Source organism: Actinomadura scrupuli (assembly GCF_050971785.1).
Lineage (GTDB): Bacteria > Actinomycetota > Actinomycetes > Streptosporangiales > Streptosporangiaceae > Actinomadura_E > Actinomadura_E scrupuli.
Map to the genome: position 1 here is coordinate 1 of NZ_JBPCCU010000004.1, position 23,660 is coordinate 23,660.

Sequence of the window (23,660 nt, forward strand, 5' to 3'; positions counted from 1 at the left end):
CGGCCTGGCCGGCAGGTCGGTGCTGGCCGCCGAGATCCTGGGCGGCCGCAGGGTCGGGATCCGGATCGAGGGCAAGACCCTGGCGTTCTTCGACCTGCACACACGTGAGCTGCTGCGCTCCCGCCCGAACCCCCTCACCGCCCAGCAGGCCCTCAAGCTGCGTGGGGCACGCCCGGCCGGACCGCCCCCGCACCCTGCCACCGGGCCGGTCACCGTGCAGCGGCGGGTCAGCGACACCGGCGTGATCATGATCGCCGGTCAGAACCTGTCCCTGGGCAGACTGCACGCCAGAAGCGTCGTCACCGCCCACGTCAGCGACACGAGCATCACCGTCGAGCTCGGCGACGACCGGCGTACCTTCCGCCGCACCACCGACCAGCCCGTCCGCAGCATCAAAGCCCACCGGCCCCGCAAGGCCGCCCATGATTCCTAGACCACCTGTCAAGGATGTCCTGGGACAGAGGTGTCAAGCATCTCCTGGGACTAGACATTTCGCTGGGCTTGGAGTGGTCATGCACTCTCGGACGCGCCGTCCTGCGTGTCTGGGTTGCGCTGGCCTTCTGTGCGTGCAGGCTGAGGACTCTGGACGAGCTTGCCAGGGGCATCGGTAGGGATATCCCAATCTCGCTCAACCTGCCATCCATCTGGCCATATATGAGTGGCGTCTATCTGTAGAACGCAACCATCACGAAGATTGGGGGGAGCTTCAAACGCTGTCTCCCTAAACGAGGCGTTGTTGCTGAACGTCGCCTGAACGAATTCGGCGTCCCCGGTAAATTTCGCTCTGTCGAACTTGACGTTTTTGTTGAATGTTGCTCCAGTGAAGGAGGCGCCTCCACCGAACGTTGTGTCGCTAAATGAAGCATCCTCCTTGAATAGTGCGCTGCCAAACCCGACATCTTGAAACGTTGTCTCTTTGAATGCGACGTCTCCTGCGAATTCCGTCTCACCGAACCAGGTATACCCACCAAATGTCGTCTGGCTAAACATAGCCTTGCTAAACGTCGCATTGTAGAAAAGGTGGGCCCATCAAAGGTCGCATTGCTGAGATCGGCGTGCCCGCCGAATGTTGTTTCGTTGAACCCGGTGACTCCGTTGAAGGTTGCCTCGCTGAACGATGCGCCGTCGTTGAAAGTCGCCCCGCCAAATACGGTGGTCTCGCCAAAAGTGGTCTTCCGGAACCAAGCGGCTCCCCGGAAGTCCGCGTTGCGGAAATCCACTTTCGCTGCCCGGCATTCAGACAGATCCATTTCTATGAGGACGGCGTCTCTCAGATCCAGGCTGATTTCCTCCCAAAACTTTGGGGTCGACTGTTGTTGGTCAGGAGAGCAGGTTAGGTGACGTTTTAGGATCTGCTGTGCGGTCCGCCGGACATCGAGCTCAAGTCGACGTGTTGCGATTTGCTCGTCGGTGATTCGGTCGTCCCCCTCGAAGCTGTTTGGCGGTCTGTGTTGGTAGCGTCCCGGCGGAGGTTCATAGGGGCCACGTAGATAGGCGCAGATGCGGTCTACGATTGTCTGCCGGAGGTCCGGGTATGCCTGCGCGAGTCGCTCTAGATCGGTGAGGCCGCCGATTCGGACAGCAGCCTTATCGCTGCCGAGTTGCTCGCTAGCCTTGGCAGAAAGGTCGGTAATCTGTCGGGCGATCGCGTCATCTCGGGCTACTTGGTCAGCGTTGAGCTGGCGTTGGAGCAGAGCGTTGGCATGTTGCTGGTTGATCTTGTCGACTGCGAGTAGTCGAGCATGCTCTCGCTGGCTCAGCCTAAATCGATGGACGCTGACGAACGCGGCAAGGATAGCCAGAATCGCGGCAGCGCTCTTCCAGCCGGTGTCGAACGCGTCTCGGTGTGTGGTGGTGGTCTTGCCCCACAGCAGGCCAGCGACGGTGACTCCGACGACCAGCGCAAGGACGAGAGTGAGCCAGATCCAGCCCCAAGCAAATTCGCGCCGTGGCGGTTCGGGAAGGGGGATGGGCTCTGAGGCCTCGGAGTTGCCGGTACGAGCGGGAGAGTGGTCCATAGCGACATTCCACCCCGAGGGCACGCCAGGGCGCAGAACATCAGCAAAACGGTCAGGGCCTAGGCGGCGGATTCGCGAAGCTGCCGAAGATGATCGAGGTACTCGGAGGCTTCGGGGTCTGAGCTGTAGCGGGCCTGGACGATGGTTCCGAGCTCGCGGGACACCATGAGCAGGCTGGGAAGAGATCGGCGATCTCCCGACAATGCTCGTTCGCCGTAGGTCAGAGCGCTCTCCAGGTCGCCCTCTCTGGCGGCAACCACTCCGAGCGTTGAAGCTTCTGTTCCTGTGGCACGGCGACCACCCGCGAACGCACGGCAAGTGCATGCAGACGTCTTCCTACAACGACGTGGTCTGGAAGCCGGCACTCGCGAAGGCCAATGTCATACCGGCGCCCGAGCCAGGCCCGCGCGGCGGTGTCCCTCGCTCCGGCTACACCTCGGCTCGCGAGAACGGCACCCATACCCTTCGGCACCACTTCTCGACCACACTGCTCGACGCGGGTGTGTCCTTGGCCGGCGTCATGGAGTTCATGGGACACAGCAAGAAAGGCGCTCCGGTGACACTGGGGGTCTACGCACACGTCACCGACGAGACCTACGGGTCGGCGCGCACCGCGATCGACCGCAGCTTGTTCCGGCTACGCGTCGTCCAAGATCAACACTCGGACGGAACACAGCCGGAACAGGCCGCCCGGCGATGATCGCAGTAATGTCACGTCAGCAGGTCAGCGCCCTGCAGGGGCTCAGGTCTCGATCAGGCAGGACTTCTCCCGGGTGTTGGCCAGGACGGAGTCGTGGCCGTAGCCGCTGTCCTTCATGCCCTCGAACGGCAGGCCGGGAGGCATCTTCCGGTAGGTGTTGATCCAGATGGTGCCGGCCTCCAGGTCCCGGAACATCCGCTGCCCCCGGCCGAGGTCGGAGGTCCACACGCCGGCGGCCAGCCCGTACGTCGAGTCGTTGGCGAGCGCCACGGCCTCCTCCTCGGTGTCGAAGGGGATGGCCACCGCGACGGGCCCGAAGATCTCCTCCTGGCAGACCCGCAGCGAGTTGTCGCCGGTGGTGAAGAGCGTCGGCTCCACCCAGTAGCCGCCCGCGTAGGCGTCGTCGACGAGCTCGGCGCCGAAGCGGCCGCCGAACACCAGCTCGGCGCCCTCCTTGGCGGCGATCTCCAGATACGACGTGACCCGCTCGTACTGCTCCTGGGAGACGATCGGGCCCATCGTGGTCTCCATGGACAGCGGCTCACCGAGCTTGATGCCCTTGGCGATGGTGGTGATCCGCTCGATCATCTCGTCGAACACCGGCCGCTGGATGAGGATCCGCGAGCCGGCGACGCAGACCTGACCGGCGTTGGCGGTGAAGATGCTCATCGTCGAGACGCCCGTGGCCGCGGCGTCGAGGTCGGCGTCCGCGAAGACGATGTTGGGTGACTTGCCGCCCAGCTCGAAGCCCATCGGCTTCAGCGCGTCCGTGCTGGCCCGGGTGATGATCTTGGCGGTCTCGGTGGAGCCGGTCATGGTGATCTTGTTGACGCCCCGGTTGCGCACCAGGGCGTCTCCGGCCTCTTCCCCGAGGCCGGACACGATGTTGAGGGTGCCGGCGGGGAGCACGTCCTTGAGCAGCTCACCGAGGCGGAGCGTGGAGACGGTCGCCTGCTCGGCGGGCTTCATGATGACCGTGTTGCCGGCCGCCAAAGCGAACGCCGCCTTGGCGGAGAACGTCGAGATCGGCGAGTTCCACGGGATGATGCCCAGCACCACGCCGTACGGCTCGCGCCGGGTGTAGCCCATCGAGTTCGGCCCGACGATCACGCTCTTGCCGACGACGGCCGCCCCGCATTCGGCGGCGGCCATGTGCCAGAGATAGGTCATCCCCGGAACGTCGCGTTTGGCGGTCTCGCTCAGGATCCGGCCGTTGTCGCGGGTCTCGATCTCGGCCAGTTCCCTGGCGTTCTGCGCGAAGACGTCCGCGACCTTGCGCAGGAAGTGCGCGCGGCCCGCGGCGGGCATCGCCGACCACTTCGGGAAGGCCTTGCGGGCCGCCCGCACGGCGTCCTCGGCGTCCTCGGCGGTACTGCGCGGGATCTTCGCCCACACCTCGCCGGTCGCCGGATTCACCGAGTCGAGCGTGCCGCCGCCCGAGGCGGGCCGCAGTTCGCCACCGATCAGATTGGAGAACTCCCGAACCTCTGCCATCGCCGTCCCTTCGCGGTACTGCCCGGTCGCCCCGTACGGTCACGCCGTACGACGCCCAAGCGTACGCTTGCTCAACCCAGGAACGGAACCCACCCCATCTCAATTCCATGATCATGCAATCGTTGGACGATTGACTGCACGATCACGGAGGGGGAGCGGGGTGGGGCGGCGGGTCGGGGGAGGTCAGTCGGCGATTCGGGTGAAGTTGACGACGCGGTAGCCGGTGACCGGGTAGGGGTCCACGTCGAAGCCGGTGGAGCCGCCCTCGTACCGGTGGTAGCAGTAGTAGGCGTGCGCGGATCCGGACTGGGCGCCGGGGCCGCACTCGTCGATCGGCGTGTCCACGTAGCGCACCGCGAACACCTTGCTGACGGTGTTGGGTCCGGCCGCGAGCAGTGCCGCCCGCCGGTCGCCGCGCCGCCAGGCGTCGACGAGGTAGGCCGCGGCCTCGTTGGGGGTGGCGAACACCTTGGCGGGCAGGCCGCCCGGGAGGGTGCCGGGTGTCACGCCGACGCCACCCGGAGCGCCGGGAACGGGAGTGCCGGGAACGCCGGGGGCCGGGGTCTGCACGGGCGGATAGGCGGTCTTCGCGGGGCCGGTGGCCGGGCCGGCGGAGACCGTCGGGGTCGGGCCGTCGGTGCCGGGGGAGGCGGTCGTCGCCGAGGTGCTGCCGGCCGCGCCCGCCTTGGGGCCGTCCTGGCAGCCGGTCAGCAGCATGAGGCCTGCGGCGGCGGCGACGGTGGCCAGCGGCAGCGTACGCGAACGCTTCATGGGGGGTTTCGGCCTTTCACTCACGGTCCCGCCCCTTCTGGGAGGGTCGCTAGGTGAGATGCCGCGGGCCCCGGGCCGGTTCGGGAATATCAGCCCAGAATCTCGTCGAGGTCGTAGGCCACCGGCACCTCGAGCTGCTCGTAGCCGCACGATTCGGGCGTGCGATCCGTACGCCAGCGGCGGAAACGGGCGGTGTGCCGGAAGCGGTTGCCCTCCATGCTCTCGTAGGCGACCTCGCACACGAGCTCCGGCCGCAGCGCCACCCAGGACAGGTCCTTCTTCCCCGTCCAGCGGGAGACCGCGCCGGGCATCCGGTCGGTGGTGGCACCCGACTGCGCGGCCCACGCCCCCCAGGGGTGGTCGCTGAGGTCATCGGTCCGGTAGGGCTCCAGCTCCGCGACCAGCTCCGCCCTGCGCGCCATCGGGAACGAGGCCGCGACCCCGACGTGCTGCAGGCCGCCCTGGCCGTACAGCCCGAGCAGCAGGGACCCCACGATGGGGCCGCTCTTGTGCCAGCGGAAACCGGCGACCACGCAGTCCGCGGTGCGCTCGTGCTTGACCTTGAACATGACGCGCTTGTCGGGCTGGTAGGTGACCCCCCGGGGCTTGACGATCACTCCGTCCAGCCCGGCGCCCTCGAACTCCTGGAACCACTGCTGCGCCAGCTCGTAGGAGTCCGTCACGGGCGTGAGGTGGACGGGGGCCGCCGACTTCTCCAGCGCCGAGCTGAGCCGGTCCCGGCGTTCGCCGAACGGCAGCTCCATCAGCGACTCGTCGCCCAGGGCGAGCAGGTCGAACGCCACGAACGACGCCGGGGTCCGCTCGGCCAGCAGCGTGATCCGCGAGGCGGCCGGATGGATGCGCTGCTGCAGGGCCTCGAAGTCGAGCACGGACCCGGTGCGCAGGACGATCTCGCCGTCGACGACGCAGCGCTCGGGCAGCTCCCGGCGTGCGGCGGCCACGAGCTCGGGGAAGTAGCGGGTCAGCGGCCGTTCGCCGCGGCTGGACAGCTCCACCTCGTCGCCGTCCCGGAAGATGATGCAGCGGAAGCCATCCCACTTGGGCTCGTACAGCACGTCGCCCTGGGGCATGGTCTTGACCGCCTTGGCCAGCATCGGCGCCAGCGGCGGACTGATCGGCAGCTCCATGGGCTCATTCTGCCCCTCCGGGCAGCGTGACCTCACCGTCCGTCCGGACGAATGTGGCGCGGGAGTGACCTGCGCCGGGTCACCCGGCGCGCGGTGGCCGCGCCGATAACCTGTGATCATGCGCCGACTGCTGCCCGAACCCGCCGCCGACATCGACCCGTTCGAGGCGTACCGGGACGTCCCCGCGGCCCCCGGCGGCCCGTGGCTCCGCATCGGCATGGTGATGAGCGCCGACGGATCGGTCACCGACGAGCACGCCTGGACAGACGGGCTGGGCGGGCAGGCCGACTTCCGGGTGTTCCGGATCCTGCGCGCCCTGGCCGACGGGATCATGGTCGGCGCCGCCACGGTCCGTACCGGCCGGATCGGACCGCACCGGCTCCGGCCGGACCTGCGGGCGCGGCGGGAGGCGATCGGCAAACCGGCCCCGGCCCCGATGATCGTGGTCAGCCGGTCGCTGGAGCTGGACTGGACGCTGCCGCTGTTCACCGCGGGCGAGTCGATCGTGGTGACGTCGGCGGCGGCGCTGCGGGCCACCACCGTGCCGCCCCACGTCCAGGTGCTGGCGGCGGGCCAGGACACCGTGGACCTGGCGGCGGCCGTCGGCGTGCTCCGCAAGGACTTCGGCCTGGCGCACCTTCTGTGCGAGGGCGGCCCCGTGCTCACGACCTCGGTCATCGCCGCGGGCCTGGCCGACGAGCTCTGCCTGAACCTCGCTCCGACCTTGATCGGCGGAGCCCATCACACCCGCCTGCTGGGCGACCTGCCCACCCGGGCCGAGCTGGAGCCCACCTCGGTCTATGTGGACGAGGGCGTCCTCTTCCTACGCTACGCGCTGCCGCACCGCCCGTAGCGCGGGAAGGGACCGCCGCCCCGGCCTGCTGTCAGACCTCCGGTTCGGCCAGGACGAAGGTCACATCGCCCTGTTCGTCGAAGGTGGCGTCAAGGGTGGAGTTCTCCAGGACCGTCGCGGCCGTGGGCTCGAGGTAGACCTTCGCGCCCTCGGCCTCCACCGTCTCGTCCCCCTCTTCCGGGCCCGGCGTCACGGACAGGCCCAGGGAGCTCCCGTCGTCCTGCGCGGCGATCCGGATGCCGGTGTCCGGCGGCAGTTGCGGCTGCTCGGTCACGGAACGGATCACCTGAACTGCACTGTCGGTCAGTGTGAGCATGTTCAACTCCCTCACTCGAGGTGCTCGAACCCTGCCCCTCCCCCGCGATGTACGGGGCTAAACGGCCCGGCGCCGACTCCGGAGGTCCCGGTCCGCGGAGAACCGCAGCTCAGGGGCGGTGCGGGCGGCGGAAGGGGGCCGTCACGCCGGCGAGGCCGGGTCGCGATCGGGGTGCGGGCGGCGGCCCCGGGAGGTCTGGGGCGACCGGTGCGGGCGCCGGCGAGAGGTGTTCGGCAAGAGGCGCAAGTGGCCGCCTGAGGCCAGTGGGACCTCTTGATCATGACAACCTAGACGAGGATCTTCAAACTCGATCCATCATCATTCGCTCGAGGGGAGCATCGTGGTCACGCCACGTCGACGTTCAGCTTTCGGTCTAGTCCTTGGCCTGCTCATCCCCCTGTCCCTCGTCTTCTCGTTCGGGAGCCCGGCCCAGGCGGCCGCCGGCACCACCTTTGCGGAGTCGGTAAAGAAGGCGGTCGTTTCGGTAGCCACTTCCTATACGTACAAGTCGAGCCGGGTGGAGACCCCTGTTTCGGAACTCGACCCGGCGCAGACGTCCACGGTGGACACCGCCGTCTTCGCCGCCGGGGACAAGATCCTCGGCGTTCAGCGGGTGGTGGGAGCCTCCCGCCCGGTTGCGTCCGCCACCGTCCCGGGCAACGCGCGGGTGCTGTCCCGCGCCTCGGTGGGCCGTGCGGGGGCGGGGACCCGGACGGTCATCGTCACCTCCACCGCGGACGAGTGGGGGCCGGGGCTGACCGTCGCCTCGTGGACGGAGCGGAGCGGGGTCAACTACCAGCTGGTCTCCCGTGACGCCGTGGGAGCCGCCGACCTGTTGAAGATCGCCCAGACGCTGCCGCGGGACTCCTCGACGGTCAGCGCGACGACCGCGTCACGCATCGCCGAGGCCAAGCCCGCGGCCACCGCCGACGTGGACGGCGTCGTCAAGGGGTCCCCGGCTCCCGGGGCGGCGCAGCGCTCCACCACGAACTTCAACGTGGACGGATCGGGAACCGTCACCGACGACTGGGCCAACGAGGCCAATCTGTGCGCGGGATGCGCCTATTCCTCCGGCAATTACGCGGGCATGTGGCAGCTCGTGCTCTACGCCGACAATAAGCTGGCCTGGTCCGGTATCGACTGCGCTTTCGGCAGCGGCACCGCGTCGGCCACCCGTTCCTGGCAGAGCTCGGAGGGACTGGCCAGTGACGGAGTCGTGGGGGCCAACACCAGAGGCCGGGCCGACAATTACCTGAGCGGAAACTCCTCCGTCACGTATTGGGGGATTTACGACGCCGTCGCCTTCACCCGCAGCACCTCCAGTTATTACTACTACTACGGCGGGACGCGGCTGAGCTACGGCTTCGCGGCGGGCGCGATCTCGCCCTGCTGACCGGGTGTGCGCACGCCCCCGGGAACGGCCGGTTCCCGGGGGCGGTTGCCTGTCCGGCGGCGGCAACCATCGGAAGGCCGCCGACGTGTGTAGTGGAACTGTGCAGAGGGAGGCCCATGTGGTTCGGGACGACGAGGTCGGCTTCACGGCGTTCGTGGAGGCGCGCGGCCTCGGCCTGCTCCGGTTCGCCACGGCGGTGACCGGTGACCGCCACCAGGCGGAGGACCTCCTGCAGGGGGCGCTCGAGCGGGCGTACGGCAAGTGGAGCCGGGTCGCCGGCCGGGGGGACCCCGAGCGGTACGTCAAGCAGAGCATCGTCAATGCCGCACGCGACGGCTGGCGGAAACAGAAGCGCCATCCGGAGGTCTACGGGCTGGGCGAGGGGTCCGGCACCTACCTCCCGTTCGACGAGGTCATCACCCGTGACGTGGTCCGCGGTGCCCTCGCGAGCCTTCCACCGCGCCAGCGCCTGGTGGTCGTGCTGCGCTACTGGGAGGGCATGACCGAGGCCGAGACCGCCGACCTCATGGGCATCTCGGTCGGCACGGTCAAGAGCCAGGCACATCGTGCCATGAAGACGCTGCGCGAACAGCTGGCGCTCAGCGAGGAGCCGCACGCCGGCTCGTCACAGGGAGTGGTGGGACGATGAGCACCGAGGACCGGCTGGTGACGCTCATCCGCGCCGGCATCGAGGAGGACCTGCGCGGCCTGGCCCTGCCGGCCGATCTGGTGCAGAGGGTGGTGGCGCGGCCACCGCGGCGCCGGCTCCGGTGGCGGCTGCAGCTCGCGGTCGTGGGCGTGGCCGCCGCCGTCGGAGGGGCGGTCGCGCTGACCGCCGCCGTGCTGCCCGAGCAGGCGGACCGTCCCCGGCAGCCGGTGGCGGTCGGGACGCCCTCGCCGGCTCCCTTCGACCCGACCGCGCTGCTGACGTTCGGGACCCCGCCCGACGGGTGGGAGAAGCTCGACACCCCCCAGAACCCCGGCGGGCTCCGCGAGGTGACCGACAAGGCCGACCGGGCGGCCCAGGTCCGGCGGTGGCTGCTGACCTACGTTCCCCCGGGGCCCGGCCGGCGCAAGGGCGGCCGTGACTTCCTGCGGATCGAGGTGGCGACCGGGCGGGTGACCATCGCCTCCGCCCGCGCCGCGGTGACGGTGAACGGCCCGGAGAAGATGACGGTGCTGCCGGTGCCGGTCGGCACCGCGGAATACGACGCGCGCGCCGGCGACGGAGGCGGAGTGCGGGTGATCTGGCAGCCGCGCGCCGGAATGGTGATCGTCGTTCAGTCCAATGCGCTTCCTAAAGATCAATTGTTCGCGGTCGTCCGCGGTATCAGGATGGCGAGTCCCTGAGCCGTCTTGTCATGACAGGGATGGCTTGTCATGACAAGACGGGTGGTATCGCAATTCGTACGAATGGCTGTGTCGCGGACCGGTCAGAGAGAGACTGGAGCCGGGAGGGGACGGGGATTCGCCGAGGTAACTGAACAGGGGGTGAGAGCGTTGCGTTTCGCGGCGCTCGTCGCATGGGTGCTGGCCGGCATCGCGGGGTTCTACCTGCTGCTGATATGGCTGGCCAATGGGGGATTGAGACAGCAGGCGACCAAGGTCACCAGGTTTCCGGTCGTCGTCGTGGTGGGTCATCCGCTGCTCGCGCTGGCCGGCCTGGCCACCTGGATCATGTATCTGGCGACGACGCGGGTGGTCTACGCGTGGAGCGCGTTCGGCACGCTCGTCGCGGTGGCCCTGCTCGGGTTCGTGCTGCTGACCCGCTGGCTGGTGGGCAGGGGCGGCAGGCACGCGCGGGGGGCGGAGCAGGCGTTCCCGGCCGTCGCGGTGATGGTGCACGGGGTGGTCGCCGTCGCCACGTTCATCCTGGTGCTGCTGACCGCGCTGGCCATCAGCAAGACGTGACGGCCGCGTGCCGGGTGCTCCGCCCGATCAGCGCAGGCGGCGCAGGACGGCGAGGGAGCGGTCGGCGACCTCGATCTGGTCACCGGCCTTGACCGTGCCGGCCTTCGCCCACTCCGCCGGCTGCCGCGTCGTGTCGAGGGTGAACTCCCAGCGGTCACCGAACTCCGGGCCGGGCAGGGTGAAGGCCATGGGCTCGAAGTGCGCGTTGACGAGGATCAGGAACGAGTCGTCGCGGACCGACCGGCCGCGCGGGTCCGGTTCGGTGATCGCCTCGCCGTTGAGGAAGACCATCAGCGACTTGGCGTACCCGGCGTGCCAGTCGTCGTCGGTCATGTCCTCTCCGGCGGGGGTCAGCCAGGAGATGTCATGCAGCCCGTCGGCCCCGAACGGCCCGCCCTGGAAGAACCGGCGCCGGCGGAACACCGGATGGTCACGGCGGAGGGCCGACAGGGCCCGGACGAACTCCAGCAGCTCCTCGTCCGGGTCCGCCCAGGACACCCAGGAGATCTCGTTGTCCTGGCAGTAGGCGTTGTTGTTGCCGAGCTGCGTGCGGCCGGACTCGTCGCCGGCCGACAGCATCGGGACGCCCTGCGACAGGAACAGCGTGGCCAGGAAGTTGCGCTTCTGCCGGTCGCGCAGTGCGGTGATCCCGGGATCGGACGTGGGGCCCTCGGTCCCGTGGTTCCAGGACCGGTTGTCGTCGGTGCCGTCCCGGTTGCCCTCGCCGTTGGCCTCGTTGTGCTTGTGGTCGTAGGAGACGAGGTCCTGCAGCGGGAACCCGTCGTGGCAGGTCACGAAGTTGATCGAGGCCACCGGCCGCCGGTTGTTGTGCTCGTACAGGTCGGAGGAGCCGGTCAGCCGGAACGCGAATTCGGGCAGGGTGGCGTACGCGCCCCGCCAGAAGTCGCGGACCGTGTCGCGGTACTTGCCGTTCCACTCGGTCCACAGCGGCGGGAAGTTGCCCACCTGGTAGCCGCCCTCGCCCACGTCCCACGGCTCGGCGATCAGCTTCACCTGGGAGACCACCGGATCCTGCTGGACCAGGTCGAAGAAGGCGGCCAGCCGGTCCACGTCGTGCAACTCGCGCGCCAGCGCCGAGGCCAGGTCGAAGCGGAACCCGTCGACGTGCATCTCCAGTACCCAGTACCGCAGCGAATCCATGATCAGCTGCAGGGCGTGCGGATGCCGGACGTTCAGCGAGTTGCCACAGCCGGTGTAGTCGAGCAGGTAACGCTTGTCGCCGTCGCGCAGCCGGTAGTACGAGGCGCTGTCGATGCCGCGGAACGACAGGGTGGGGCCCAGATGGTCGCCCTCGGCGGTGTGGTTGTAGACGACGTCGAGGATGACCTCGATGCCCGCCTGGTGCAGCGCCCGCACCATCGCCTTGAACTCCAGCACGTGCTCCCACCGCCCGCCCGGCGGTGGCCCGCCCTCCCGGCCGGCCGAGCCGTAGGCGTTGTGCGGGGCGAGGAAGCCGATCGTGTTGTAGCCCCAGTAGTTGGTCAGGCCGCGGGCGACCATCGCGTGCTCGGGCACGTACTGATGGACCGGCATCAGTTCGACCGCGGTGACCCCGAGGTCCTTCAGATGGCCGATCATCGCCGGATGCGCCAGCCCCGCGTACGTCCCGCGCTGCTCCTCGGGGATCTGCGGGTGCAGCTTGGTCAGTCCCTTGACGTGGGCCTCGTAGATGACCGTCTCGGCGTACGGGGTGCGCGGCGGCCGGTCGTCGCCCCAGTCGAAGTACGGATTGATCACCACGTTCTTCGGCTGGTACGGAGCGCTGTCCTCGGTGTTCAGCCGGCTCTCGTCGAGCGGGTCCGGGTCGGTGAGGTGGTAGGAGAACAGCGCCTGGTTCCACCGGACCTCGCCGTCGACGGCCTTGCCGTACGGGTCCAGCAGCAGCTTGGCCGGATTGCACCGGTGCCCCTCGCGCGGGTCGTACGGCCCGTGCACCCGGTAGCCGTACCGCTGCCCGGGGCCGACGCCCGGCAGGAAGCCGTGCCAGACGAACCCGTCGGTCTCCGGCAGGTCGACACGGGTCTCGGTGCCCTGGTCGTCGAACAGGCAGAGCTCCACCCGCCGCGCCACCTCGGAGAAGAGCGCGAAGTTGGTGCCGCTGCCGTCCCAGGTGGCGCCCAGCGGGTATGGCTCGCCCGGCCAGACCTCACGCATGCGCCACCCCTCGGTCATCCAACGGTCCACACCTGTTCGACTTTTTCGTACCCGGCCACGATACGGAGCCGGCACGCCGGACCCGCCGCGGACACGTCACTCTGGCCAATCGGGCCGCGGATGGCAACTCGGAACCGCCCCGGCGCACGTCAGCTCCGCCAGACGATCTCACCGCCGATGCACCGGCCGGTGGGGGACAGGCCGAGCTTCCGCGCGACGGCGGCGGAGGCCTGGTTGCCGGGGTGGATGTTGGCGCGCAGGTCGGTCACCGAGTGCGCGGTCAGCCAGCCGATCAGCCCCCGGGCCGCCTCGGTGGCGATGCCCCGTCCCTGCCATTCCGTGCCGATGACCCAGGCGAGCGCGGCCCACGGCCCCGGGTGCACGGTCGCCTCCACCGTGCCGACGGCCGGTCCCACCGCCCTCTCCTCGTCGTCGGGGCCGGCCCGCGGGGGCCCGGCGGGGGGAGGTGGCCGCAGGTGGACGATCCAGTTGAGCCAGCCCTCCTGGTGGTACGGCGCCGGACCGCTGACCAGCCGGTTGTAGCGCGACCGCAACTCGGCGAGCGTGGCGGGCTCACCGCCGGTGAAGGTGTGCAGTCCCCAGTCGTCGAGCACATGCACCATCTCTTCGGCGTGCGCGACCGTGAGCGGCTCCAGTAGCAGCCGTTCGGTCTCGATGGACTCCGCGACCGGCCCGAACACATCATCCAGCGTACGTCTCCGGGAGCGGCGGCGGCCGGAATCGGACCTTCCGCACTAAATCAGTAGGAATAGTTGACTTACCTTCTCCGGCCTGCTTGTCTTGAGTCATGCGCGTTCGGCTCATCCTCACCCGCCGGCGGCACGTGGACCTGGTCCGTGTCGCCGGAGCCAACTGTCGGTTCTGACGGATCGGCCGGCCCGTTCTGACGGCCGGCACTGACGCCCCCGCACCTCCCACCCGCTCGCCGTACCTGCCCGGCGTTCCCGTACCCGCGCGGGGCCGCGCCGCGGCGGCCCGCGCCCGGCGGTCCCGGCTCGTACTCCCTCGTCGCGTGTCCGGCACGCGTGCCGCGACCTCCCCACCACCTCAGATCGAGGATCCATGCGCAAGAAACGTGTCACCACCCTGCTCACCGCGCTCGTCGCCACCGGCTGCCTGGCCGTCACCGGTTGCGGCGGCTCGGCCTCCGGCGCGAAGAGCGCCGGGAGACCGCCCTTGAAGATCGCCTACTTCCAGGGCGCGCTGGCCGGCCCGGACGTCGTCGTGGCGGCCAACCCGCGGCTCGCCGACGCCGTCGGCACGAAGATCGAGCTGCATCCCATCGACAGCGGCGTCGCCGGGATCTCCCAGCTCAAGGCCGGTGCCTTCCCGGTCATCTCCGGGGTCGGCAACCCGCCGTTCGTCGGGGCCATCGCCAACGGCATCGACGTGACCGCGGTGTTCGTCGAGAGCCTCGACCAGGCCGGGCTGGTGGTCAGCGACAAGATCAAGTCCAATGCGGACCTGGTCGGCAAGAAGGTCGGCGTGCTGGTCGGCTCGACGCTCGACTTCGAGTTCAAGGGCTGGCTGAAGTCGCAGGGGCTGGAGGGCAAGGTGGAGGCGGCGAGCTTCGCCAGCGAGGCCGCCGAGGCCGCCGCCTGGAAGGCGGGCAGGATCGACGCCGTCTACATCAGCCAGGCCTTCCTGCTGGAGCTCAAGAAGCACGGCGGCCGCGTCGTGGTGGACGCGGCGCAGATCGCCGGGCTCGGCTACGCGGCGACCAACCTGCTCGCCGTCTCCACGCCCTATCTCAAGCAGCATCCCGACGTGATCCAGCGGCTGGTCTGCCAGATCTCCAAGGCGCAGGAACTCGTCACCGGACCGGACGCCGCCACGTACATCACACCCGCGGCCAAGTTCCTCGGCGTGGCCGCGGCGGACGCCATCGCGGGCACGAAGGGCTACCCGTACGTCGCCGCCGCCGATGAGCTCGCCTGGCTCAAGGGCCCCGACGGCACGTCCAAATCCGGCAAGCTCGCGCAGAACTTCAAGCTCACCGGGGAGTTCCTGGTCGCCCAGGGCCGGGCCAAGGCGCCGCCCGCCGAGGACGTCATCGCCGCCCACATCGATCCGGCCTTCTGGGAGAAGGCCCGGGCCGGGGGGTGCGCATGACCGCCCAGGCACTGACCGGGACGGCCGCGGAGCAGGCCGGGGAGGCGGCGGCCGTCCGGATCGAGAACGTGTCCAAGACCTTCACCGGCCGCCGGAAGGCCCGCCGGGCCGCGCTGGAGGGCGTGCACCTCGACCTCGCGCCGGGTGAGTTCCTCTGCCTGCTCGGCCCCTCCGGCTGCGGCAAGTCGACGCTGCTCAACCTGCTCGCCGGGTTCGAGTTCCCCGATTCCGGTCAGGTCTCGGTCGGCGGCCGCCCGGTCACCGGCCCGGGCCCCGACCGGGGGGTGCTGTTCCAGACCCCGCGGCTGTTCCCCTGGCTGACCACCTGGCAGAACGTGCTGTACGGGCCGCGCGCCCGGGGCGCCCTCACCCCCTCCGTGCGGGAGGAGGCCGCCGCCCTGCTGGAGACCGTCGGCCTGTCGGACGCCAGGGACGCCTATCCGCACGAGCTGTCGGGCGGCATGCGGCACCGGGCGGCGTTCGCCCGGGTGCTGGTCAACCGGCCGGGAGTGCTGCTCATGGACGAGCCCTTCGGGGCGCTGGACGCCATCACCCGGGCCAACCTGCAGCGGTTCCTGCTGGAGCTGTGGCAGAGCCGCCCGACGACGATCGTGTTCGTCACCCACGACGTGGAGGAGGCCACCCTGCTGGGCGACCGGGTGGCCGTGCTGTCCGGCGCGCCGGGCCGTACCAAGGCGATCCTCGACGTCGACCTGGCCCGGCCGCGTTCGTACGACGACACCGAGACCCTCGAGTTCGTCACCGCCAAGCGCCGTATCCGGGAAGTCCTCGAAGCCGGGACCGGGCCGGGGGGTGGCGCATGAGTGAGGTGCTGGTCGCCCCGCGCGAACACGGCGAGGTCACCGTGCGGCCGCCGGGCGGTGGCCGCGGCTCCCGGCGCCGGGTGCTGCTCGGGCTCACCGGGCTGGTGACCGTCCTCGCAGTCTGGGAGCTGGCGGCCCTGTGGATCAGCGATCCGGTCACGCTGCCGACCGTGCAGGAGACGGTCCGGGAGACGGTGGACAAGCTGACGGTGCCGTACCCGGCGCAGGGGCACACCCTGATCGCCAACGCGGCGATCAGCACCGGCCGCATCCTGGCGGGTTTCCTGCTCGGCACGCTGGCCGGGCTGGTGCTGGGCGGGGCGATGGCGAGCGTCCGCGCCGTCCGCCATCTCGTCGACCCCATCCTGCAGGTCACCAGACCGCTGCCGCCGATCGCGTTCATCCCGCTGCTGGTCGTCTGGTTCGGCATCGGCGAGGCCTCGAAGATCGCGCTGATCTTCTCCGGCGTGCTGCCGATCGTCACCATCGCCACGCTGAGCGCCATCGACGCGGTGCCCGCCGAGCTGCTGCAGGCCAGCCGCTCGCTGGGCGCGTCGCCCCTGCACACCCTGCTCCATGTGCGGTTCCGCAGCGCGGTGCCCGGCGTCATCACCGGTCTGCGGCTGGCCATGGGCGGCGCGTGGACCAGCATCATCGCCGCGGAGATGATCGCCGCCACCGGCGGGGTGGGCTTCCTCATCCTGCAGGCCGGCAACTACCTGCAGACCTCGCTGATCTTCAGCGGGATCGCCTTCATCGCGGTGCTCGGCTTCGTCCTCGACACGCTGCTGCGCCTGCTGCTGCGCGCCGTCGACCCGGCCTCCCGCAACGTCACCTAGCTCCCGCAACGTCACCTAGCTCACGAACCGGGCGCCCGTCCTCATCAAGACCCCCGCCCCGCCGTGATCATGCAATCGATCGACGATGGATTGCATGATCACGGCTGGTGGGGGCGTCTGGTCCGTTCGTCAGTCCGTCCCGATCATCTTCGAAAGGCAGGGATTCCATGTCCGGCTCAACCGGTTTCGACATCCGCAAGGTAGGCGGGCGGATCGGCGCCGAGGTCGTCGGCGTCGACCTGCGCGACCTCTCCGAGACCGTCTTCGGTGAGATCCACGCCGCGCTGCTGGAGCACAAGGCGCTGGCCTTCCGCGGCCAGGACCTCACGGACGCCGACCAGCTCGCGTTCGCGTCCCGGTTCGGGCCGCTCACCGGCGCGCACCCGACCGTGCCGTCCGTGCAGGGCCAGCCGCAGATCCTCCCGGTCGACAGCGAGCAGGACCGCGCCAACCAGTGGCACACCGACGTGACGTTCGTCCGGACCCCGCCGAAGGCCAGCACGCTGCGCTCGCTGGTGGTCCCGCCCTACGGCGGCAACACGCTCATCGCCAACGCCGCCACCGCCTACCGGGACCTGCCCGCCGAGCTGCGGGAGTTCGCCGACCGGCTCTGGGCGGTGCACACCAACGACTACGACTACGTACGGCCGCCGCAGTCGGGGGTCGACCCCGAGAAGGAGGCCGAGCACCGCAGGATCTTCGTCTCGACGAAATGGAAGACCGCGCATCCGGTGGTCCGCGTCCACCCCGAGTCGGGGGAGCGCAACCTGTACATCGGGGGCTTCGCGCAGAACATCGTCGGCCTGCGTCCCCGCGAGGGCCGGGCGATCCTCGACATCTTCCAGTCGTACGTGACCCGGCCGGAGAACATCTTCCGCTGGCAGTGGGCCCCGGGCGACCTGGTGCTCTTCGACAACCGGATCACCCAGCACTACGCCCCGGACGACTACGGGGACCTGCCCCGCCTGCTGCACCGGGTCACCGTCGCGGGTGACGCCCCGGTCGGCGTCGACGGCAGGGAGAGCTACCTCATCGAGGGCGACGAGGCGTCGCACTACACCCCGGTGGTTCCGGCCGCCTGAGACCAGGGCCGCCCAGCCGTGCGGTCCCGCCTTCCGAGAGGTCGTTCCGGCCCCGGCGCAGGGGCGGCGCGGGCCCGGAACACGCGCTCCGCCGCCCCGGGGCCCGGCGGCGCGTCACCGGCCGTGCCCGGGCCGGCCGGTCAGCCGCCGGGCTGGGCGGTGCACGGGGCGCCGGCGCAGACGTCGATCACCGTGCCGGTGGACAGGAAGACGGCCTTCTGCCGCCGGGCCGCGGCCGAGTTCCGGGGGTCGGAGTGCGGGTCCCGTCCGTAGGCCGCCCCGGACGGGGGAGTGTTGGTCAGTGGCGGGTACGGAGTGCCGCTGTCCCAGATCACGATCGCCGAGCCCTGGTACGGGTACGACGGGATGGCCGGGATGCCCCAGTACGGCACGACGTCCGGATTGCGTCCCGCCGCGACGGCGGGAGCGTGGATCCGGGCGCCGATGGTCCGGGCCTCGACCTCCGCGGCGACCGGCGAGACCTGGTGGTCGCCGAACGCGACGTGCATGAGCACCCGGTGGCTCGGTGTGCCCGGCAGCGGATGATCCGTCATGTGCTCGGCGTAGCCATCGGCCTCGCCGCGGTCCCACAGCATCTGGATCAGTGCGAGGCCGAGCTGCTGGTCGAGCTTGTCGGGGTAGGCCGCGTTCATGACCACCGCGTACTCGCTGAAGTCGACGCTCCGGTTGAGCAGGGTGCTGTAGTTCATCGCCGGCACGCCGAGCGTGCCGCGCCTGAGGTCGGTCGACACCGCGACGAGGGCGCCGCCCATGATGCCGCCCTGGCTGTTGCCGTCGTAGACCAGGCCCTTCCCGGTGTCGATGAGCGGCGTGCCGGCCGGGGTCTGGAACGCCTTGCTGGCGGACAGGCCCTTGGCGTGGATCATGGCGCGGCCCAGCCAGAGCGCGTTGAGCATCCCCTGCTGCTGGCGGTCGGCCAGGCGCGGGAAGTTGCTCAGATCGCTCAGGGATGCCACCGCGAGGGCCAGATCGTCACTGGACAGCCCGGCCCACTTGGTGGCGCAGAAGAGGACGTCGTGCTCGGCCGCCATGGCCTTGACGTTGCCCGCCGCGACCTCGGTCTCGGAGCCGAGCAGGCCGTGGCCGTACAGGGAGGCCTGCGCGGGTGCGCCGAACGCGGCCCGTGGGATCTCGCACTGGAAGGCGGCGCCCTGGACGTTGCCCGGCAGCCGTGCCGGCAGGCCGCCGGCGCCGTAGTGGAAGCTCGCGCCGGGCGGCCCGCCGTAGAGGTCCAGATAGCTCGGCACGAAGACGACACCCCGCACCTCCCGGGCGATCTTGTCGTCGGCCGGGTTGTCGGTGACCTTGGTGATGACGAAGTCCGGTGCCTTGCCGCCCAGCTTCGCGAAGGCGTCGTCACGGATGTGCAGCATCCGCTCGGACAGGTTTCGCCGGCTCGCGACGGTGAAGTCCCAGGCGAGGTAGAGGTCCTTGGTGCCGATCCCGCGCGCGGCGAGGTCCGCGAGCACCGGCCGTTCGGCGGCCTGCCGCGCGTACAGCGGATCGCTCTCGCCCAGCGGGGGCCCGAGCAGCCGGCTGAACGCGCCGGTGGCGGGGATCACCTGCCCGTCGTGGTCCTTGAGCCCGCGCAGCGCCACCGCGTAGTGGTGGCCTTCGAGGAAGTTGCGGGCCGGCCGCACGATGAGGGCCTGCCGCTCCGGTGCGGTGGCGTTCGCGTCCAGCTCGGCCCAGTACGGCCAGCGCTCGCCGGTCGCGGTGTCGACGATGACGATCGGCGCGTCGGGGCGCAGAGAGGCGCCGACGTCGGTGACCGGGGCCGCCCCGGTCTTGCCGAGATCGACGCCGGGTACGTGCGCGAGCAGCATCGAGCCGGGGGAGAAGCCGTCGTTGCGGTTCCACTGGGCGGGATCGATGCCCTTGCCGAGGACGTTGCGCGGTGTCGCCGACGCCGCCAGATCGACCCGCCGACCCGTCGCGGTGGAGGAGTCGGCGACGGTGAACCAGTCGTTGGGGAACGGCAGCAGACACGCGGTGGGGTCGATCGGATCGCACGCGTGATCCGTCTTCGCGGGGGCCGCGTCCGCCGTGGCCGGCAGCGCGACGAACACGCTCGACACCACGACGGCCAAGGCGGCCAGGGCTCGGGCACGCACCCGTTGCCTCCTGGGGGGTGGGCGGAGGTAGACGTGAAGGCTCCTCATGAATCCGACCCAGGATCTACGGATCACCGGCCGAGGTCAATGCCCGTCTCGCGGCACGCCGCCGGTGCCCCACCGCCCCGGCGCCGCGGCCGGTGAGTGGCCGGTGACACGGGTGGGCGAGCGGTGCCGGTGCGGCCCGCCACTGGCCGCAACCGGCCGTGGCGTTCCGGTGTCGCGGCGCCCGCCGGGCGGTTGCCGGCCGGCCCGGCCGGGCCTGCGCGCCGTGGCCGCCCGGCGGGCGCACGCCCTGGGTGCGAAAGGGGGGTGGTACGGACCGGTAATGGCCGGTGACTCCACCGCTCCCGGGGTTCGGCGATGCCCTTTACCCGTCATGCGGTGAGGCGGTCAAGACCCTTCATCGTCCCGTGCGGCCGGGTTCGTAGTCGCACGCGGCTTAAGGAGGATTTAAATCAGGTTTGCGTTAGCATACGGTCAATCACCTCCCGCGGCCGAGAGGGATGGATGTGCCGGGCGGCTCGGAATGGATGAAACACGATCGTACGTACCTCGCCGAGGAGAATTATCCTGACCTGAAGACCGACGTGCCCCACTCGGCGCGGATCTATGACTTTCTGCTGGGTGGAAAGGACAACTTCGCGGCCGACCGTGCCGCCGCCGCGGCGATCACCGAGGACTGGCGCAATCTGCCCAGGTCCATGCGGGCCAATCGGAACTTCATGCGCCGGGTGGCCCGCCATCTCGCCGCCGAGCGGGGCATCCGCCAGTTCCTGGACATCGGCACCGGCCTGCCCACCTCGCCCAACCTGCACGAGGTCGTCCAGGAGGCCGCCCCCGAGTCGAGGGTCGTCTACGTCGACAACGACCCCATCGTGCTGGTGCACGCCCGCGCGCTGCTGACCAGCACGCCGGAGGGCAGGACCACCTACATCGACGCCGATCTGCGCGATCCCTGCACCATCCTCGGCACTCCGCAACTGCGCGAGACCCTGGACCTGACCAGGCCGATCGCGCTGAGCCTGATCGCGATCCTGCAGTTCATCCCCGACGAGGACGAGGCGCACGCCGTGGTGGACCGGCTCGTGCGGCCGTTGCCGCCGGGCAGTTTCCTGGCGCTCTCCACGGTGACGGCCGACAGCGCTCCCGAGGAGGTCAACGGGGGCGTGGCCGCTTACAACGCCCGCGGCATTCCCACGAAGGCGCGCAGCAGGGCGGAAGTGGAATGCTTCTTCGCGGGCCTCAACCTGATCGACCCCGGCGTGGTGCTCGTCAATCACTGGCATCCCGATGACCTGGCGGCGAAGGCCGAGGACCGGCACGTCCACATGTACGGCGGCGTCGCCTTCAAAGCCTGAATCGCGCCTCCGGAAATCGGCCGTTGCGCTCTCCGTGGAGCGAATTCCGATCGTCGCGCGCATCGGCCCGTGCCGATCGCCGGCGGCCTGACCTCGGCGGCCTTCCCCCGGGTGTGCCCGGTCACCGGTGCCCCGCCGACCGGCGGTGGTGACCGGGTCCGCGGCCATTGCCCGCGGATGGGTTCGAACGGTATTGACCGATGTTCGACCGGCCATTGTCAGGTGGCATATTCCGTTCGCCCGGCGGCGTCGCCGAATTGGCGGAGCGACCTCCCTGGTCATCGACCGCTGGGACCTCCAGCCGGGTGGACGCCGGCGGTACGTCGATCACGGCGCCGAGTACGGGTTCAAGGGCGTCTTCCACGACGTTCAGGCGCCCGGCCGGATCGTGCAGACCTCCGGGCTCCGGCCGGAACGGCCCGGAGGCGAGCCCCTGGGGCACAGGGAAGTCATCGGGGACGAACAGCATGGAAGGGGCGTTACCGGCCGTAAGTCGCCGGGGAAATCGGATGCCGTGAGTCATGATCTTGGTTAGCGTGTGTGTATGGATGCCACCGCCAGCCACGTCGCCGAGGTTCTCCGCGTTCTCGGAGTGCGCGGGCAGGTGAGGGAGCTGCCGGAGCCCGCGCCGACGGCGGCGGCCGCCGCGGCCCAGCTCGGCTGCGAGGTCGGCGCGATCGCCAACAGCCTGATCTTCGCCGTCGACGGCGAACCCCTGCTGGTCCTGACCAGCGGGGCGCACCGGGTGGACACCAAACGGGTGCAGGGGCTGCTGGGCACCGGCAAGCTGAAGCGCGCGGACCCGGAGTTCGTCGCCATGGCGACCGGTCAGCAGGTGGGCGGGGTCGCGCCGGTGGGCCATCCGACCGTGCTCCGCACCGTCGTGGACGCCTGGCTGGGCAAGCACGAGGTGGTGTGGGCCGGCGGCGGCGACGAGCACACGATGTTCCCCACCTCGCTGGACGAACTCGTCCGGATCACCGACGGGCTCGTCGCCGAGGTCGGCGACTGATCCCGCCACGACCCGCCCGAACGCCCGGCTCGCTTTCCCCGCCGACTGAACGCCCGCCCGACTTCACGCCCGCCCGGCCGCGTGGGCGCCCGGCGGACTACCTGACCGAGCGGACCGGCTGGATGAGCGCGGCGCCGAGCAGGATGATGACCCCTGTGGTCACGTACAGCCCGCTGTAGCCGAACAGCGCGACGACCGGCCCGGCGAGGGCCGGCGCCAGCGCCTGGGACCCGGTGTTGGCCACACTGATCAGGCCCAGGTCCCTGCCGCGGCTGAGCTCGTCCGGCAGCACCTCGGTGATCAGCGCGTTGTCGATCGCGAGGTACGACCCGTACCCGAGCCCGAGGACGGCGCCGGCTAGCATCGCGGCCGTCCAGTCCTCGCCCAGGGCGAAGACCAGCACCGCGCCGGCCATCATGACCGACGAGCCGATGACGAAGGGCTTGCGCCGTCCGGTCCGGTCCGACCAGCGGCCGACCACGACGCTGATCACCATGGCGGACAGGGTGTAGATGATGACGAGGGTGAGCACGCTCTGCGCCGGATCGGGCCGGTGCAGCACGTCCTGGAGGTAGTAGTACAGATAGAGCAGGCCGACGGCGTTGCCGAGCTGGATCGCGAAGCGGCCCGCCCCGACCCAGGCGAAGTCGGGATGAGCGCGCGGGCTGAACCTGAAGTCGGCCAGGAAACGGCGCAGCACGAACGGCTCCCGCGCCGCCAGGACCGGGTCCCGGCCCCAGATCAGGAAGGGCAGCTGGAGCACGACGACGAGCACGGCCAGCAGCAGATAGCCCGACACCGTCCCGCGGACCACGGTGGTGGTCAGCAGGGTCCCCAGGATCAGGCCGACGGGGACCGGAAGCCCGACCAGGGCCGAGACCAGGCCCCGCTGCCGGACCGGCACCTGGTCGGCCACGGTGGCGCTCAGCGCGGCGTACATCGCGTTGATGGCCGCCTGCACCAGGCACCAGCACAGCACCAACCCGGCGAAGCCGGTCTGGAGCGACTGGGCGACCAGCGCGGCGGCGCAGACCACGGCGCCGCCCAGCGCCCACGGCCGGCGCCGGCCCAGCCGGGAGATCGTGCGGTCCGACAGCGCCCCGGCGATCGGGCAGGCCAGGATCGCCGCGACGGAGGCGAGACCCGTGGCCCAGGCCAGCAGCGAGTTCTTGTCGCCCGGATGCCCGGACGCGCGGGCGATCGCCTCGATCTGGCGGGGGAGCAGTGCCTGGAAGGGGCTCAGCGCGGCCAGCCAGAGACCGAGCATGGCCAGTGAGAGGCTGACGATCCAGCTCGCCGGCACCGGCTCGTCGCCTGGCCCCGGCGCGTGCTTCGCCTGCGGGCCCTTCTCGGCGGCGACCTCGGCGTCCATACGACGGCTACCTCTCGTGCCGAGGGGTGGACGCCGTGCGCGCGGGCCATGGGCCGTGCGCACGTACTCGGCCGAGGCAGACTACCCCGAGGCCGTGAACTGCGGATACCCGTCCAGAGTGCG

23 protein-coding genes and 2 pseudogenes are annotated in these 23,660 nt (G+C 70.1%); 15 read left to right on the forward strand and 10 right to left on the reverse strand.

Going from position 1 to position 23,660, the window contains the following annotated elements:
• Positions 1 to 433: pseudogene (locus ACRYCC_RS19250) on the forward strand (hypothetical protein); the annotation flags it as partial.
• Between the two features lie 77 nt (positions 434 to 510).
• Here ACRYCC_RS19250 and ACRYCC_RS19255 read toward each other — a convergent pair.
• Entirely contained in the window at positions 511 to 990 is a 480-nt protein-coding gene (locus ACRYCC_RS19255) for a pentapeptide repeat-containing protein (protein ID WP_433813939.1), read from the reverse strand.
• Positions 991 to 1,034: 44 nt separating this feature from the next.
• Positions 1,035 to 2,342, reverse strand: a pseudogene (locus ACRYCC_RS19260) (pentapeptide repeat-containing protein); the annotation flags it as partial.
• On the opposite strand from ACRYCC_RS19260, the gene ACRYCC_RS19265 reads away from it, so the two are divergent.
• Positions 2,287 to 2,718: a tyrosine-type recombinase/integrase gene (locus tag ACRYCC_RS19265; protein ID WP_433813941.1), complete on the forward strand. Its 432-nt coding sequence runs from the start codon at positions 2,287 to 2,289 to the stop codon at positions 2,716 to 2,718. The pseudogene ACRYCC_RS19260 and the gene ACRYCC_RS19265 sit on opposite strands and share 56 nt — an antisense overlap.
• 42 nt (positions 2,719 to 2,760) lie before the next feature.
• Here ACRYCC_RS19265 and ACRYCC_RS19270 read toward each other — a convergent pair whose 3' ends face one another.
• The 3 genes from ACRYCC_RS19270 to ACRYCC_RS19280 form a co-directional block, all read right to left on the reverse strand.
• Complete coding sequence (locus tag ACRYCC_RS19270; RefSeq protein WP_433813943.1) at positions 2,761 to 4,212, reverse strand: aldehyde dehydrogenase family protein; 1,452 nt, start codon at positions 4,210 to 4,212, stop codon at positions 2,761 to 2,763.
• Between the two features lie 183 nt (positions 4,213 to 4,395).
• Positions 4,396 to 4,983 (reverse strand): hypothetical protein, encoded by a 588-nt coding sequence (locus ACRYCC_RS19275; protein WP_433813944.1) that lies wholly within the window; start codon positions 4,981 to 4,983, stop codon positions 4,396 to 4,398.
• An 89-nt stretch (positions 4,984 to 5,072) separates the two neighbouring features.
• Positions 5,073 to 6,131, reverse strand: coding sequence for an ATP-dependent DNA ligase (locus ACRYCC_RS19280; RefSeq protein WP_433813946.1), 1,059 nt, complete (start codon positions 6,129 to 6,131; stop codon positions 5,073 to 5,075).
• A 118-nt stretch (positions 6,132 to 6,249) separates the two neighbouring features.
• Between ACRYCC_RS19280 and ACRYCC_RS19285 the strand changes: the two genes are divergently transcribed.
• A complete protein-coding gene (locus tag ACRYCC_RS19285; RefSeq protein ID WP_433813947.1) occupies positions 6,250 to 6,984 on the forward strand; it encodes a dihydrofolate reductase family protein in 735 nt (244 codons plus the stop codon).
• 31 nt (positions 6,985 to 7,015) lie between these two features.
• Here ACRYCC_RS19285 and ACRYCC_RS19290 read toward each other — a convergent pair whose 3' ends face one another.
• Positions 7,016 to 7,300 carry a HesB/IscA family protein gene (locus ACRYCC_RS19290; protein WP_433813948.1) on the reverse strand — a complete coding sequence of 95 codons (285 nt, stop codon included), beginning with the start codon at positions 7,298 to 7,300 and terminating at the stop codon, positions 7,016 to 7,018.
• A 517-nt stretch (positions 7,301 to 7,817) separates the two neighbouring features.
• Here ACRYCC_RS19290 and ACRYCC_RS19295 point away from each other — a divergent pair.
• From ACRYCC_RS19295 to ACRYCC_RS19310, 4 genes are all read left to right on the forward strand, one after another.
• A complete protein-coding gene (locus tag ACRYCC_RS19295; protein WP_433813949.1) occupies positions 7,818 to 8,693 on the forward strand; it encodes a peptidoglycan-binding domain-containing protein in 876 nt (291 codons plus the stop codon).
• A 118-nt stretch (positions 8,694 to 8,811) separates the two neighbouring features.
• Positions 8,812 to 9,342, forward strand: coding sequence for a SigE family RNA polymerase sigma factor (locus tag ACRYCC_RS19300; RefSeq protein WP_433813951.1), 531 nt, complete (start codon positions 8,812 to 8,814; stop codon positions 9,340 to 9,342).
• Positions 9,339 to 10,043 carry a hypothetical protein gene (locus ACRYCC_RS19305; RefSeq protein WP_433813952.1) on the forward strand — a complete coding sequence of 235 codons (705 nt, stop codon included), beginning with the start codon at positions 9,339 to 9,341 and terminating at the stop codon, positions 10,041 to 10,043. The genes ACRYCC_RS19300 and ACRYCC_RS19305 overlap by 4 nt, the downstream gene beginning before the upstream one ends.
• 141 nt (positions 10,044 to 10,184) lie before the next feature.
• On the forward strand, positions 10,185 to 10,604 hold the full coding sequence (locus ACRYCC_RS19310; protein ID WP_433813954.1) for a hypothetical protein: 420 nt from the start codon (positions 10,185 to 10,187) through the stop codon (positions 10,602 to 10,604).
• 27 nt (positions 10,605 to 10,631) lie between these two features.
• Here ACRYCC_RS19310 and glgX read toward each other — a convergent pair whose 3' ends face one another.
• On the reverse strand, positions 10,632 to 12,779 hold the full coding sequence (gene glgX / locus ACRYCC_RS19315) for a glycogen debranching protein GlgX (RefSeq protein WP_433813956.1): 2,148 nt from the start codon (positions 12,777 to 12,779) through the stop codon (positions 10,632 to 10,634).
• Between the two features lie 149 nt (positions 12,780 to 12,928).
• Positions 12,929 to 13,480 (reverse strand): GNAT family N-acetyltransferase, encoded by a 552-nt coding sequence (locus tag ACRYCC_RS19320; protein WP_433813958.1) that lies wholly within the window; start codon positions 13,478 to 13,480, stop codon positions 12,929 to 12,931.
• 107 nt (positions 13,481 to 13,587) lie between these two features.
• On the opposite strand from ACRYCC_RS19320, the gene ACRYCC_RS19325 reads away from it, so the two are divergent.
• The 5 genes from ACRYCC_RS19325 (at position 13,588) to ACRYCC_RS19345 (ending at position 17,657) form a co-directional block, all read left to right on the forward strand.
• Complete coding sequence (locus ACRYCC_RS19325; RefSeq protein ID WP_433815009.1) at positions 13,588 to 13,665, forward strand: putative leader peptide; 78 nt, start codon at positions 13,588 to 13,590, stop codon at positions 13,663 to 13,665.
• Between the two features lie 197 nt (positions 13,666 to 13,862).
• Complete coding sequence (locus ACRYCC_RS19330) at positions 13,863 to 14,912, forward strand: ABC transporter substrate-binding protein (RefSeq protein ID WP_433813960.1); 1,050 nt, start codon at positions 13,863 to 13,865, stop codon at positions 14,910 to 14,912.
• The gene (locus ACRYCC_RS19335) at positions 14,909 to 15,736 is read left to right on the forward strand and encodes an ABC transporter ATP-binding protein (protein ID WP_433813962.1); all 828 of its coding nucleotides are present in this window, start codon (positions 14,909 to 14,911) and stop codon (positions 15,734 to 15,736) included. The genes ACRYCC_RS19330 and ACRYCC_RS19335 overlap by 4 nt, the downstream gene beginning before the upstream one ends.
• The gene (locus ACRYCC_RS19340) at positions 15,733 to 16,575 is read left to right on the forward strand and encodes an ABC transporter permease (RefSeq protein WP_433813964.1); all 843 of its coding nucleotides are present in this window, start codon (positions 15,733 to 15,735) and stop codon (positions 16,573 to 16,575) included. The genes ACRYCC_RS19335 and ACRYCC_RS19340 overlap by 4 nt, the downstream gene beginning before the upstream one ends.
• Before the next feature lie 167 nt (positions 16,576 to 16,742).
• The gene (locus tag ACRYCC_RS19345) at positions 16,743 to 17,657 is read left to right on the forward strand and encodes a TauD/TfdA dioxygenase family protein (protein WP_433813966.1); all 915 of its coding nucleotides are present in this window, start codon (positions 16,743 to 16,745) and stop codon (positions 17,655 to 17,657) included.
• A gap of 140 nt (positions 17,658 to 17,797) precedes the next feature.
• Here the strand turns inward: ACRYCC_RS19345 and ACRYCC_RS19350 are convergent, their stop codons facing one another.
• A complete protein-coding gene (locus tag ACRYCC_RS19350) occupies positions 17,798 to 19,792 on the reverse strand; it encodes a hypothetical protein (protein WP_433813967.1) in 1,995 nt (664 codons plus the stop codon).
• Positions 19,793 to 20,325: 533 nt separating this feature from the next.
• Here ACRYCC_RS19350 and ACRYCC_RS19355 point away from each other — a divergent pair.
• The 3 genes from ACRYCC_RS19355 to ACRYCC_RS19365 all read left to right on the forward strand — a co-directional run bounded on the left by ACRYCC_RS19355 (position 20,326) and on the right by ACRYCC_RS19365 (position 22,165).
• The gene (locus ACRYCC_RS19355) at positions 20,326 to 21,153 is read left to right on the forward strand and encodes an SAM-dependent methyltransferase (RefSeq protein ID WP_433813969.1); all 828 of its coding nucleotides are present in this window, start codon (positions 20,326 to 20,328) and stop codon (positions 21,151 to 21,153) included.
• 148 nt (positions 21,154 to 21,301) lie between these two features.
• A complete protein-coding gene (locus ACRYCC_RS19360; RefSeq protein ID WP_433813970.1) occupies positions 21,302 to 21,688 on the forward strand; it encodes an SRPBCC domain-containing protein in 387 nt (128 codons plus the stop codon).
• Positions 21,689 to 21,697: 9 nt separating this feature from the next.
• Positions 21,698 to 22,165, forward strand: coding sequence for a YbaK/EbsC family protein (locus ACRYCC_RS19365; protein WP_433813972.1), 468 nt, complete (start codon positions 21,698 to 21,700; stop codon positions 22,163 to 22,165).
• A 97-nt stretch (positions 22,166 to 22,262) separates the two neighbouring features.
• Here the strand turns inward: ACRYCC_RS19365 and ACRYCC_RS19370 are convergent, their stop codons facing one another.
• On the reverse strand, positions 22,263 to 23,537 hold the full coding sequence (locus tag ACRYCC_RS19370; protein ID WP_433813974.1) for an MFS transporter: 1,275 nt from the start codon (positions 23,535 to 23,537) through the stop codon (positions 22,263 to 22,265).
• Between the last annotated feature and the right edge of the window lie 123 nt (positions 23,538 to 23,660).

Coding starts and splice junctions, on each gene's coding strand:
- ACRYCC_RS19255 (WP_433813939.1), bottom strand. CDS start 990: ATGTTTAGCCAGACGACATTTGGTGGGTATACCTGGTTCGGTGAGACG.
- ACRYCC_RS19270 (WP_433813943.1), bottom strand. CDS start 4,212: ATGGCAGAGGTTCGGGAGTTCTCCAATCTGATCGGTGGCGAACTGCGG.
- ACRYCC_RS19275 (WP_433813944.1), bottom strand. CDS start 4,983: ATGAAGCGTTCGCGTACGCTGCCGCTGGCCACCGTCGCCGCCGCCGCA.
- ACRYCC_RS19280 (WP_433813946.1), bottom strand. CDS start 6,131: ATGGAGCTGCCGATCAGTCCGCCGCTGGCGCCGATGCTGGCCAAGGCG.
- ACRYCC_RS19285 (WP_433813947.1), top strand. CDS start 6,250: ATGCGCCGACTGCTGCCCGAACCCGCCGCCGACATCGACCCGTTCGAG.
- ACRYCC_RS19290 (WP_433813948.1), bottom strand. CDS start 7,300: ATGCTCACACTGACCGACAGTGCAGTTCAGGTGATCCGTTCCGTGACC.
- ACRYCC_RS19305 (WP_433813952.1), top strand. CDS start 9,339: ATGAGCACCGAGGACCGGCTGGTGACGCTCATCCGCGCCGGCATCGAG.
- glgX (WP_433813956.1), bottom strand. CDS start 12,779: ATGCGTGAGGTCTGGCCGGGCGAGCCATACCCGCTGGGCGCCACCTGG.
- ACRYCC_RS19325 (WP_433815009.1), top strand. CDS start 13,588: ATGCGCGTTCGGCTCATCCTCACCCGCCGGCGGCACGTGGACCTGGTC.
- ACRYCC_RS19330 (WP_433813960.1), top strand. CDS start 13,863: ATGCGCAAGAAACGTGTCACCACCCTGCTCACCGCGCTCGTCGCCACC.
- ACRYCC_RS19335 (WP_433813962.1), top strand. CDS start 14,909: ATGACCGCCCAGGCACTGACCGGGACGGCCGCGGAGCAGGCCGGGGAG.
- ACRYCC_RS19340 (WP_433813964.1), top strand. CDS start 15,733: ATGAGTGAGGTGCTGGTCGCCCCGCGCGAACACGGCGAGGTCACCGTG.
- ACRYCC_RS19345 (WP_433813966.1), top strand. CDS start 16,743: ATGTCCGGCTCAACCGGTTTCGACATCCGCAAGGTAGGCGGGCGGATC.
- ACRYCC_RS19355 (WP_433813969.1), top strand. CDS start 20,326: ATGAAACACGATCGTACGTACCTCGCCGAGGAGAATTATCCTGACCTG.
- ACRYCC_RS19365 (WP_433813972.1), top strand. CDS start 21,698: ATGGATGCCACCGCCAGCCACGTCGCCGAGGTTCTCCGCGTTCTCGGA.
- ACRYCC_RS19370 (WP_433813974.1), bottom strand. CDS start 23,537: ATGGACGCCGAGGTCGCCGCCGAGAAGGGCCCGCAGGCGAAGCACGCG.